General features: G+C 34.8%; 9 protein-coding genes. 3 read left to right on the top strand and 6 right to left on the bottom strand.

All coding sequences use genetic code 11. The annotated features are described in order from the left end of the window. Positions 1-33: 33 nt before the first annotated feature. Entirely contained in the window at positions 34-639 is a 606-nt protein-coding gene (locus ABVM53_RS13630) for a Crp/Fnr family transcriptional regulator (RefSeq protein ID WP_371456410.1), read from the bottom strand. 120 nt (positions 640-759) lie between these two features. Between ABVM53_RS13630 and ABVM53_RS13625 the strand changes: the two genes are divergently transcribed. The 3 genes from ABVM53_RS13625 (at position 760) to ABVM53_RS13615 (ending at position 6,433) form a co-directional block, all read left to right on the top strand. Beyond that, positions 760-2,616, top strand: a complete 1,857-nt coding sequence (locus tag ABVM53_RS13625) for an SLC13 family permease (RefSeq protein ID WP_405327066.1) — start codon at positions 760-762, stop codon at positions 2,614-2,616. Positions 2,617-3,017: 401 nt separating this feature from the next. Continuing rightward, the gene (locus tag ABVM53_RS13620; protein WP_405327063.1) at positions 3,018-5,432 is read left to right on the top strand and encodes a transglycosylase domain-containing protein; all 2,415 of its coding nucleotides are present in this window, start codon (positions 3,018-3,020) and stop codon (positions 5,430-5,432) included. 134 nt (positions 5,433-5,566) lie between these two features. Further along, a complete protein-coding gene (locus tag ABVM53_RS13615) occupies positions 5,567-6,433 on the top strand; it encodes an RNA polymerase sigma factor RpoD/SigA (protein ID WP_073097290.1) in 867 nt (288 codons plus the stop codon). A 75-nt stretch (positions 6,434-6,508) separates the two neighbouring features. Here ABVM53_RS13615 and ABVM53_RS13610 read toward each other — a convergent pair whose 3' ends face one another. From ABVM53_RS13610 to ABVM53_RS13590, 5 genes are all read right to left on the bottom strand, one after another. Next, positions 6,509-7,096, bottom strand: a complete 588-nt coding sequence (locus ABVM53_RS13610) for a type 1 periplasmic binding fold superfamily protein (RefSeq protein WP_371456407.1) — start codon at positions 7,094-7,096, stop codon at positions 6,509-6,511. 16 nt (positions 7,097-7,112) lie between these two features. After that, positions 7,113-9,521, bottom strand: coding sequence for a TonB-dependent receptor domain-containing protein (locus ABVM53_RS13605; RefSeq protein WP_405327059.1), 2,409 nt, complete (start codon positions 9,519-9,521; stop codon positions 7,113-7,115). 187 nt (positions 9,522-9,708) lie between these two features. Beyond that, positions 9,709-10,020: a hypothetical protein gene (locus ABVM53_RS13600; protein ID WP_405327056.1), complete on the bottom strand. Its 312-nt coding sequence runs from the start codon at positions 10,018-10,020 to the stop codon at positions 9,709-9,711. Positions 10,021-10,062: 42 nt separating this feature from the next. Continuing rightward, positions 10,063-10,767, bottom strand: coding sequence for a DUF2490 domain-containing protein (locus ABVM53_RS13595; protein WP_405327053.1), 705 nt, complete (start codon positions 10,765-10,767; stop codon positions 10,063-10,065). A gap of 11 nt (positions 10,768-10,778) precedes the next feature. Then, a complete protein-coding gene (locus tag ABVM53_RS13590) occupies positions 10,779-12,308 on the bottom strand; it encodes a DEAD/DEAH box helicase (RefSeq protein ID WP_371456403.1) in 1,530 nt (509 codons plus the stop codon). Between the last annotated feature and the right edge of the window lie 91 nt (positions 12,309-12,399).

Here is a 12,399-nt window from a genome sequence, read left to right as displayed (position 1 = left end):
TTAGGTGGTATCGTAAACTAACACTAAATTCTGTTAAGCCTTGTTAAATGGAGGTTTCGAATTATTAGAAGCAATCTCTTTACGTATTCTACTCAAAGACTCTGGCTTTATTCCCAGATAACTGGCAATTTCATAATTAGGTACCCGCTGCTCTATACTTGGATACGATTTGCAAAAATCGAGATATAAATCTGCACTTTCTTTTTCTAATGCATTCTGAATTCTACCTGTAAGACTTATAAAGGCACGTGTAGTTTTAATTCTAAAAAAGCGTTCAAATTTGGGAATTCTGCGGTATAGTTCTTCAAGGTTTTCTTTTTTTAAACCGAAAACTACCGAATCTTCAATACACTCTACAGTGAGTTTTGCAGTCGTATTATTAAAAAAGGCTTTAAAATCACTTATCCACCAATCTTCAATAGCAAACTGAACGATAGATCGATCTCCATTTTCTGAAGTATGGTATGCCTTTATACAACCTTTTACTACATAAAATTCAGTATCCACGCGAGACCCTGGAATTATTAAAGCTTCTTTTCTACGAAATTGATGCAGACTTAATATGCTTTTAAATTCGTCAAACTCTTGATCAGTTATCGAAATTATTTGATCTATATGCTTTCTTATTGAACTATACATCAAGGAAAAATTCTAAGAAATACACTATTTAATTACTCGAAAATATACTTATTATTAAGTAATATTTAAGAAATTGATAAGCATATTCAATATACATTTAATCTTTTAACACCACATTTTATGGATATAGCAATATTAGAAGTTTTTATCATACTTGGATTGACGATATTCTTTTTTGTTACAGAATTATTCCCTGTAGATAAGATCGCTATATTCATTATTGTATCACTAGTCTTACTAGGTTTAGTAACTCCCGAGGAAGCAATTAGTGGTTTCTCAAATACGGCTACCATTACAGTACTCTCCCTCATGATAATAGCAATTGCACTAGAAGATAACGGTGTTATTGCTTGGTTTGCTCAAGGTTTGCAGCGATTGAGCATTTTACCATTGCTTGTTCTAATTCCTACATTTATGTTTATAACTGCAGGTATTTCAGCATTTATAAGTACTACTGCCGTTGTAATTGTTTTCATAAAAATTATTTTTCAGCTGTCTGATCGATTTGGGATTCCTGCCGGAAAACTTCTGCTACCCGTTTCCTTTGCAGGTATTTTAGGCGGAAGCTGTACGTTGATGGGTACTTCAACAAACCTTATTGTTAATTCAATAGCTCAAAATCGCGGTGTAGAGAAATTAGGTTTTTTTGAATTTGCCTGGATGGGTGGAATTTTTCTTGCGACGGGAATACTTATCGTTACCATAGGATCGCGTTTTCTGCCTAAAAAAGATCCTACTGAAAGTCTGGAAATGGCCTATGAAATAGACGAATTAATAACTACCGTATCAGTAGCTGCAAATTCGCCCCTCGTAAACAAAACGATTAAAGAAACTTTTTTAAAAGAATCTGGTGATGTTACCTTACTTAAACTTGTTCGTAATGGTGTAACAACTAATGCTCCTGGAAAATATATAACACTCCTACCCGGTGATGAGCTTGTTGTGATGGCAGACATAGAAAATCTGGAACGCATTGTCTCATCTGAGAAAAAAACAACTACCGAAAAGCCTGAAACAGATGAAAAAATAGCCGTTGAAGAACTTACAGATGGTATTAAAATCGAAACGGAAAAAGAAAAAGAAAAGGAAAAAAAAGAGGCTATAGCCATTCAATTATTGGAAATTCTAGTGCTTCCAGGGTCTGTTTTTCTAGGTAGTACATTAAGTGATCTTAAGCGATTTAATCTTAGAGGTATTTTACCTATAGCAATAAAGAAGCGGAAAAATCTTAGAAATACTAAAGAGCGTCTCATTCGTAAAAATCTAGACCAAATCCGTATAAAGCCGGGAGACCGAATTCTATTAGAGACAGATAAGTCAAGCATAAACGAACTCAATAATCTAGAGGGTGTTGTCATATTAAAAACCCACGAGCCATTCCAACCTAAGGATAAGAATAAAAAATATATCGCCACGCTCATTTTACTTGCTGTTATTGGTCTAGCTGCGGGAGGTGTATTAAGTATTTTGGCAAGTTCATTAACAGGATTAGCATTACTTCTGGCAACAAATTGTCTCGAGATGAATAAAATTTACACCAAGGTAGATTGGCAAATATTCTTTCTACTTGCCGGTATGATACCCCTAGGAGTAGCAATGACTAATAGCGGAGCAGATATTTGGCTGTCAGACCAGTTACTAGTTTTATTTGAAGGAAAAGATAAACTATTTATATTGGGTGCAATTTTCTTAATTACAATGGTAATGAGCGGTAGCGTATCAAATAATGCGACAGCTGTGATTATGACACCTATTGCTATATCGGTGGCCGCAGGTTTAGAATTACCGGCAAAACCTTTCTTACTAGCGGTTATGTTTGCTGCAAATTTTAGCTTCTTTACTCCAGTAGGATATCAAACTAACACACTTATCTACAATTTAGGGATTTATAGGTTTAAGCATTTTCTTTTTATAGGTGGAATACTGTCAATAGTTTTATGCATTCTGGGCACATTATTACTATCCACATTGTTCTAAAATAGCCAGATTACCATTGAAGAATTAATCCTAAATAGGAATTTTGCTTTCAACCTTGAAGATTTAAGGTTCAGTAAAGTTGGATCAATATCACTAGACTTAGATCTCTCAAATTAAATAAGGTTGTAAATTAAGTAGTTGCGCAAAATATTCACTTTGCTGTGGCTACTTTTGATATAAATATCCATACTTTAAAATTTCTGAAATTCTTGTTAAACAAATCTAAAGCTAATAGTGTGTAAGAAAATAATACATGTACCTTTGCAGTCTGTATGAAGACCCCGCTATTAAATAGGTTAAATAACAATTTTAAAGAACTTCTTATAAAATTGTCAAAGTATAAATCGGTTCAAAAGATTAATCTTTTTTCCCGTTTCTTCTCCATAAAACTTCATTCAGTAATGAAGATTAAATGGGTAAGATATCCAGTACTTGCATTAGGTGGTCTTTTCCTTATTTTTTCTTTATTCTTCTTTAGTGTTTATACCGGAATCTGGGGTTCTCTACCTTCAAGATATGAATTAACTCATCTAGAACAATCTCTTGCCACTCAACTTGTTGATCGTAATGGAGAAGTCATAGGTAAGTATTATATTTTTGATAGAAGACCTATTGCTTTCAGTGAGATTCCAAAACACCTTAGAGACGCTTTAGTCGCTACCGAAGATGTGCGTTTTTACAAACACGACGGTATAGATAAAGTGAGTTTACTACGTGTATTTTTTAAAACATTACTTCTTCAGGATGATTCTGCCGGTGGTGGAAGTACATTAACACAGCAACTTGTAAAAAACATTTACAGTCGTCGGGAAGGCGGAGCTATTAGCTTGGTAATTTCAAAATTTAAAGAATTTATAATTGCTCAGCGACTGGAAGATGTTTATGAAAAAGATGAAATTTTAAATCTTTATTTAAACACAGTTCCTTTTCCTGACAATACCTTCGGAATAGAAAGTGCAAGTCAAAAATTCTTCAATAAATCTACTGAAGACTTAACGCTTAGTGAATCTGCCATTCTTGTAGGAACTTTAAAAGCAAATAACAGCTACAACCCAAGACTTTATCCAGAACGTGCAAAAGAACGTAGAGATGTTGTATTAAAACAGATGTTACGCTACGATTATCTTACACCGAAAGATACCATAGGTATGGAACGCGATACCATACAACTTAACTATCAAAAACATTCAGACATAGGGATTGCACCCTATTTTAGAGAGCTTATACGGCAAGAAGCACGAGAAATTTTAAAAAATTATAAAAAAGAGGATGGTACTGTTTACGATATGTATCAAGACGGACTCACGATACATACAACCCTCGATAAAAATCTTCAGGAGTATGCTGAGGCAGCAATGAAAGAACATATGGCTGAGTTACAAGCCCAATATGTAAAAGCATATGGTAATTATGCTCCTTGGAAAAAAGAAGCTATTCTTGAACCTAATATAAAAAATCTGGATCTGTACAAAAGATTGCAGAAAGAAGGTCTCACCGAAGAGCAAATAAATGACTCTTTAAATACTAAAGCAGAACGAAAAGTATTTGACTGGAATTCAGAAAAAACTGTTCAAAATATTTCTGTAAGAGACAGTATCTCACACTATTTATCGCTGTTAAATTGCGGCTTCTTAGCATTAGAACCGGAAACCGGTGGGGTTCTCGCCTATATAGGTGGTATTGATTTTACAAACTTTCAATATGATCACGTAAGTCAAAGTGAACGAATGGTGGGATCTACTTTTAAACCGTTTGTATACACCACAGCTCTAGAAAATGATATTGAGCCCTGTACATACTACAGTGCAGATCAAGAAGTATATTATTTTAACAATAAAAGTTGGTCTCCAGCAAATTCTGGTGGATCAGACAGTACAAGTGTATCCTATTCATTAAAAGGAGCTTTGAGTAATTCGGTTAATACCGTTGCAGTTAAAGTACTGTTAGATGTAGGAATAGATAATGTAATTGCACAGGCAAAACGAATGGGAATTTCTAGCAAATTGCCCCGTGTACCCTCCTTAGCTTTAGGAACTGCACAAATTAAAATTCGTGATTTAGCCTCCGCATATACTTCCTTTTTAAACAAAGGAAAACCTATGAAAACCTATTATATCACAAAAATTGTAGATAAAGCAGGAAAAACGATAGTTGATTTTAAGCCAGTTACTCCAGAAAAAACGGTGATGCGCAATTTTACCAGAGAAGCTATGGTACAAATGATGCGCGGGACTGTAAGTGAAGGGACTGCATCCCGACTAAGGTACAAGTACAAGTTAACAAATGACATCGCAGGAAAGACCGGTACTACTCAAGATAATAAGGATGGGTGGTTTGTAGGTTTAACACCGTATATGGTTGCAGTGACCTGGGTAGGAAATGATGATTATAGAATAGGTTTTAGCAGTACCGGTATTGGAGCTGGAGCTAATTCAGCATTACCTATTTATGCGAAGTTTATGCAGCGAATGAATGCAGATACCACGTATACACATTTAACTAAGCAACGTTTTCCCAATCCGTCTGGATCGGTCTATGAAGCTATGAGATGTGCACCAATTGTGAGAGATAGTACCTCACAGGTTCAGACATTTTTGTCTAGCATTTTTGGAGGCACAAAAGAAGAAGTAACGACAAAAAAACAAGTTTATCTTGATGATAACGGGACAATTATAAGAACCGAAAATGAACCTGTAGATAATGATGAAGATCTAGAATTTACAGAGGATAGTAATCAAGATGATTCAGAAAAAGATAACACTAAAAAAGGATTCTTTTCGTTTCTAAAAAGGAAAAACAAGGATGAGGATAATTAGGATGATTCTCATTAGAAGGATAGCGTAAAATTGCCTTTAATGCCAATAACTTCATAAAGTTGCATTAAAATTTTGATTTAACGAATATCCATGTTATACTACATCCTATTTACATTTAAAAAATAAATTTTCATATGAGACAACTCAAAATCACCAAGCAGGTAACCAATCGGGAATCAAAATCTTTAAATACCTATTTACAAGATGTAAGTAAACTCGATATGATTACTGCTGATGAGGAGGTCGAGTTGGCACAACGCATTCGGGAAGGCGATCAAGTAGCTTTAGAACGATTGACGAAGGCTAATTTGCGTTTTGTGGTATCTGTTGCTAAACAGTATCAAAACCAAGGTTTAAAACTACCAGATTTAATTAACGAAGGAAACGTAGGTCTTGTAAAGGCTGCAAAGAGATTTGATGAAACTCGTGGTTTTAAATTTATTTCTTATGCGGTATGGTGGATTCGCCAATCTATTTTACAAGCAATATCTGAACACTCTAGAACAGTACGTTTACCGCTTAATAAGATAGGTACAATAAGTAAAATTAATAAAGCCTTTTCTTATTTAGAGCAAAGTTTAGAGCGTCCACCTTCTGCAGACGAGATTGCTAAAGAATTAGACATGACTGTAGCTAAGGTTAAATTAGCTATGAAAAACTCGGGACGTAACCTATCAATGGATGCTCCATTTAAAGAAGGTGAAAACGATTCTAATCTTTATGATGTATTGAAGTCAGGTGAATCACCTAACCCAGATGCAGATCTAATGCAAGAATCATTAGGAACTGAGATTGAGCGCGCTTTAGAGACGCTTTCTCCCCGTGAATCTGATGTTATTAAACTTAACTATGGTTTAGGTGGTGAACAACCACACACCCTTCAAGAAATTGGAGAGATGTTCGACCTTAGTCGTGAGCGCGTACGTCAAATACGTGAAAAAGGCATTAGAAGATTACGTCACACTTCAAGAAGCAAAGTGCTTAAGACTTACTTAGGATAAATAAGTATAAATACTGCTAAAATAAAAAAGGGACTTCGTATTACGAAGTCCCTTTTTTATTGCCTTTACTTTTATTTACTCAACAGTTATACTGAAGGTTTGTTCTACATCGCGCTCTCCGCCAGCATTGGTTAAAGTTCCTTCAGCAACACCTGAAGCATCTTTATTTGGCTCGTGAATTAATGTCACTGTAAAACTGCCTGAAGCAACTGCATTAGCTTGTAATGAAAAAGTTAAGCCAACAGGATTTGTACTTCCGTTAGATAAATAATCATTTTCTGTATCAGTATACGTTACAGAAGCACCAAGGTTGCTAGAGAATTGATAAAAGAATTGGTGCTCATCAGACTCCTCCTCTATTTCTTCGTTAATTAATTCGGCTGGAGATACAGTTTCATTTTGAAGTGTAATAGCTCCATTATAAAGCATTCCTGCTTGCAATGGTCCAGATACAGACAATACTGGGGCATTAGGTCCATCACCGTCAAGGTCAATTGATTTCAGTGTAACTACATCACCTGTTGTTGGAGTCAAAACGACTTCAACTGTAGTTATTACTTCCTCTTCATTAATAATTTCTGGTGTCGAGTCATCATCAGACGAGCACGAGTTTAATCCGATAAGTGCAATAAGACTTAAGATTGAAATTTTGATTGTTTTCATAGTTATCATTTTGGTATTAATAATTAATTTTTAATTGTATTCTAAAATTTCTACCTAAATCATCAACGAAGTAACGCTGACGATTTAAATAATCTCTGTAGGAAGTATTCAATACATTATCAATATAAAATCCTAACGTAAGTTTAGATTGCTTGTAAATATTCAAGTCTATTGATGATGCAAAATGAAGTAATGAATAAGCAGCTGGCGGTTTACTTACAGCAACAGACTCTGTAACCTCCTGGCCACCATCATTGACATACGTAATATCAAAGTCATTATCAGGAAAACGTGTTTGCTCAAAAACACTTTGATTGCGCAAGGAAATACTTAAATTATTCCATTCAGTTTTAAAGAAAGAAAGTGTAGTATTAAGATTAGGAGCAGGCATATCTATTAGCGGTCTTTCGCGGTCAAGATCCTCCCCGTTTACATATGCAAAAGATGATTTTATGTCAAATTCCTGAGAAATTCTATATCTAGCTTCAATATCTAATCCATACAAGCGCGCATTTACCTGCGCATACTCATATACGGGGAAAGCTCCTCGGTTTGTAAATTGTAAGCCATTAGGTTCTAAAATTATAAAGTCGTCAATCTGATTATAAAAAGGATTTAAGCTAAAAGAAAAATCTCCTAGTTGACCATTAAATTCGACACTCGCTTTATAAGACTGTTCTTTATCTAACCTAAGATCTCCTAATTCTATAATTGCAGCAGAATGATGTAAACCATCACTAAAAAGCTCGGCCGGATTTGGAGCTCTTGAAGCAGTACTTAAGTTAAATTTTAAATCAAAATCTGAACTTAAATCATAGTGAGCACCTACAGTTGCCGAGAAGTTACTATAATCAAAAATTGGATTAACCAATAGCTGATTATCTATACGATCTACCACTAAGTCTCCGAAGTCTGTTTCATAATCTCGTTCTTCCCACCTACTGCTCTGGTAATACTTTTGAGCATCAATCTGGCTATAGTCATACCGTATCCCAGCATCCAGACGTAAATTATCGTTTAGATTAATATCTACCGTTGAATACGCTCCAAAACTATACATTTCATAATCAGGTATTAATCTTCGAATCCCAGTATTAGGGTCTGGAAAATTTTCTTGATAAGAACCCTCCAAGCCTAAATTTGCCTTTAAATCTGTAGCTGCATCATACAAGAAATTGGTAGCTAAAGTATGGGTTGTCAATTGTAGATCTAATGATGCTTTGTCTTTATCATCACCCCGGCGTATGTCAAATTCTTTTCGGTTATTTTGCTGAAAAGAATAATCCAGACTCAATTTACCGGCATTTTCAAATCTTTTGAATACACTTATTTTGGCAAGATGATGTTGCACATCTTGTTTTGGAGCATCTATACCATAGGTGAAATCTGATATAGAATTAGGCGTACCACTGTTAATAGCGCGCACTAAATCACTTACACTACCTATGTGACTTGCCCGTAAAATACCCACTTCAGAATCGTAAAAGCTGTAGTAAACATCAAAACCGTAAGTGAATTTATTAAGACCAAAACCTAATGAAAAATCACGTTCATTTAAACCGGTATTTGACAAAACATAATCTGGACTTTCTAAATCTCCAGCAAATTTAGTTGTACCCTGACTCAGAAAATAAAGTCCGGACTTGTATGCTTTTAATAAACTCGTTGTGAGTCCCAGGCTTCTCCCATTTGATGCTCCGCTAAGAATAGTTTTACCAAACAATGTGTCTTTTGAAGGAGCTTTAGGTATATCTGTCACAATCACGCCACCTACAGCATCGCCACCGTATCGCAAAGCACTTGCCCCTTTCACCACTGTAATAGATGAAGCCGTATTTAAATCTAAATTAGGCGCGTGTTCTACACCCCATTCCTGATCCTCCATTCGTGTACCGTTATTAATGATAAGCACACGACTACTATGCAAACCTTGTATAACCGGTTTTACGACTGTACTACCGGTATTAAGAGAAGAAACACCAGCAACCTCCCGCAATGCATCACCTAAGCTTGCATTACTGTATTTTTCTATAGTTGTACTGTGGAGCACAGTTTCAGCAGAGGAAGATGACCCTTTATTTACATTTTCACCTTTTACAGTGACTGCATTTAATTCTTCGGTGTGATGCTCCAACTTAAAGTCCTTAGACAAATTGCCATTTATATCAACACTAAATTCTGCAACCTCACATTCGGGATGAGTAATTGTAATTGTATAAGAGCCTGCACATAAACCATCTAATGTATACTTGCCATCAAAATCTGAAATAGCGTAGATATCATATCCATTGACACTTAATGTTGCATTAACGAGGATATTTCCGTCGTGAAAATCACGAACTGTTCCTGTTAAGGTGTTATCACATTTTTGGCTATGCATATGTATTGTAAACAAGAGCAATAGCACTAAACTGAAAATTTTCATAGTAAAGTATTGAGTAAATCCTGAATATGGGAATCAGTAAACTACTTTTTGTAATGAGTAGTAGATCAAATTATTAAAAACCCATTCTTAGGCTGATAAAGCTTTGAATAGTTTGTAAATAATAAATTACTGAAAAATGAAGTCTACATGAGCACATAGACTGAAATGGCCTTAAGCAGCCATTAGGTTAAACTGTAGGTGGTGCCTTGTTTAGCGAAATTCCGAAAGGAAAACGTTTAACCTTAATAAATTCTTTGTAGAAACTTTTGAAGCTATAAGTTGATTCTGGAGCAGTTACGTGAAATTCATAAGCTACCGGTAACGATAGATCAAGCGACTTTTTATTGTGTTGTGTATGCAAACAAAGCTCGCAATGACTCCCTTTTACAGAATCTTTTGTATGTGAATAGGTATGTAGGTCTAATACTTTAAATGAAAAGAAGGCAAGTATCAGGAATAAACTGATAGTAGATTTATATATGTTGCCTTTCTTACTCACTCCCCAAATTTAAATAATCAATTGAGATTACTATTAAATATTTTAAAAACTATGAAATAAACTAACGATAAGCTGTCCTTTTGTGGCAGCTTCTGTGATTTCACGCATGTATGCAAATTCAAATCGGAAGGACTTGCTGATTTCATATCCTAACCCTCCAAAAAGCCAAGTTCTATCATACAGATTTACTGTGTTATTTCCGGTTTGTTTTTGACCATTTACAAAAACTTCACCGGCTGTCCATAAATAAAATGTATTAGGAACTAATTGTGCATTATTCAAAGGTAATTTGACATTTAATGCATACCGATATCGCGTTCTAAAATCCTGATCTTCTACAAAGCGCTCTTCAACACGTAATCGATGACTAAAAAGAAGTCTATTTCCTATTTTTTGACCCCAAAGTAAATCTTGGTAAAGTCTGTTTTCAATACTTTGAGAATTATCTTCTCCCGGTGTACCCGAATTAAAATAGGAATATCCCGCTACTAATTTTAAGGGAGTGTTTTTGATATTATAAGTAAGACCGGCGCGTAGTATTAATTGTTGAAAATCATTTCCCACTTGATAATTACGATGTTGTACATCTCCCATTACCCCAAATTCACTCGAATCAAACTGCGTACTAAAAAAATAACTATACCAGGCTCCGAGTTCACTATCTCCTACCTGAGCAGAAACTGTTTGTATGTGAATAAATAGACTAAGTAAGACAGCAGTTGCTGTAAATCTAAAATTGATTTTCATTAAAAAGGAGCTTATTGAGCGGTTACACTTGCGTACATTTGACTTAGCTTAAGTCGTAGTTTACGATTGTAATCTTCTTCTAACCAGTTCTTATAATTCTTTGTGTTTTTCATAATACAATAGGAATACAAGCGTATTCTATATTGTATTTCATCTTTTAATTCTCTGGCAAGGATACGTGCATCAAAAATATCTTCAGAATTCTCAAACACAATTTTAGCGTGTTGATCAATAGATCGCTCTAATGCTTCTTTAGATTTAAGACCTTTTGCAAAAACATCCTCGTATTCTTTTTTAATATCAAAAGAAATGTCTTCACTTTTACTAAACTCAGCTCGCAGTTCTGGAGGCATTACGTATTCAAAATTGCGCTCAATCTCTTCATCGCTAACAAGATTTTCTAAGTAAAAATCAGGATATAAAAATATATCGTTCCAGTCCATCGGGGCATCCCATAAACCAAAACGCGCCATATTATTACCCAAATCAATTACTTCAAATTTCTTTTTGTCAGGAAGTACACGAGAACCCCTACCTATCATTTGAAAATATAAGGTAAGTGAACGCGTCGCTCTGTTTAAAATTATCGTTTCTACAGAAGGTTCGTCAAAACCGGTTGTCAAAATACTCACAGATGTCAAAATTGCATCTGGGGTGTTTTTAAACCATTTTAAAATTTGCTTACGCTCTTTATTCGTATGGGTATTATCAAGGTGTCTTACATCATACCCCGCTTCTCTAAAAGTCTCATAGACATAGCGTGAGGTATTTATACCATTATTAAAAATAAGCGTTTTAGTACCTTTTGCCTGTTCTTCATAAGCTGCAAGCAATTTTTCCTGCATACTTTGATTGGTATATAAGATCTCAGAAGATTTTACAGTATAATCCCCATTAATACCTACTTGTAAAGTTTTTAACCCTACATCATAGGTATGCATATTGGCTTTAGCTAAAAAGCCTTTTTCTATCAATGATCCTATACTTTCACCGATAATAAGCTTTCGGTAATTATCTTTCATAGGCAACTTCACATTGGAGCTCAATGGAGTTGCAGTTACGCCTAAAATAAAAGCATCTTTAAAATAGCTAAAAAGCTTTCTAAATGAATTGTAATGCGCTTCATCAATAATAACCAGACCTATATCTTTAATATCTATTTGCTCATCTTGCAAACGATTATTTAAAGTTTCAACCATAGCGACATAGCACATATAGTCTTCATTGCCTTCAAGCGTTTTAACCTTACTATTAATGACCATATTAGGTACATTAAAAGTTTTAAGCATTTTTGAAGTTTGTGCAGAAAGTTCTATTCGGTGCGTAAGGATTACCACCTTTTTTTGTTTCTCACGTATGTATCTGCGTACGATTTCTGAAAAAATTACAGTCTTTCCTCCACCAGTTGGAAGCTGATATAAAAGATTAAAATCGTCAGAAGATTCTTCTATACAGGTGAAGATTCTATCAAGGTCATTTTCTTGATAACTGTATAATTCTTTGCCGCTGTCTGTATCCTGTCCTATTGCCTTATCGCTCAAAAGTAGCTGTGTTTTGTAGTGAATCTTGCAAATTTAAGGCATTTAAAGGGCTTCTCACAAGTTTAAATCAGGAATTAAAATATTTGTATTT

This window comes from Leeuwenhoekiella sp. LLG6367-2.1 (genome assembly GCF_045055775.1).
Taxonomy (GTDB): Bacteria; Bacteroidota; Bacteroidia; order Flavobacteriales; family Flavobacteriaceae; genus Leeuwenhoekiella; species Leeuwenhoekiella aequorea.
The sequence above is the reverse complement of the archived record's forward strand: the minus strand, read 5'-3'. Positions and strand labels throughout refer to the sequence as shown.

Coding starts and splice junctions, on each gene's coding strand:
- ABVM53_RS13625 (WP_405327066.1), top strand. CDS start 760: ATGGATATAGCAATATTAGAAGTTTTTATCATACTTGGATTGACGATA.
- ABVM53_RS13620 (WP_405327063.1), top strand. CDS start 3,018: ATGAAGATTAAATGGGTAAGATATCCAGTACTTGCATTAGGTGGTCTT.
- ABVM53_RS13610 (WP_371456407.1), bottom strand. CDS start 7,096: ATGAAAACAATCAAAATTTCAATCTTAAGTCTTATTGCACTTATCGGA.
- ABVM53_RS13615 (WP_073097290.1), top strand. CDS start 5,567: ATGAGACAACTCAAAATCACCAAGCAGGTAACCAATCGGGAATCAAAA.
- ABVM53_RS13605 (WP_405327059.1), bottom strand. CDS start 9,521: ATGAAAATTTTCAGTTTAGTGCTATTGCTCTTGTTTACAATACATATG.
- ABVM53_RS13630 (WP_371456410.1), bottom strand. CDS start 639: ATGTATAGTTCAATAAGAAAGCATATAGATCAAATAATTTCGATAACT.
- ABVM53_RS13595 (WP_405327053.1), bottom strand. CDS start 10,767: ATGAAAATCAATTTTAGATTTACAGCAACTGCTGTCTTACTTAGTCTA.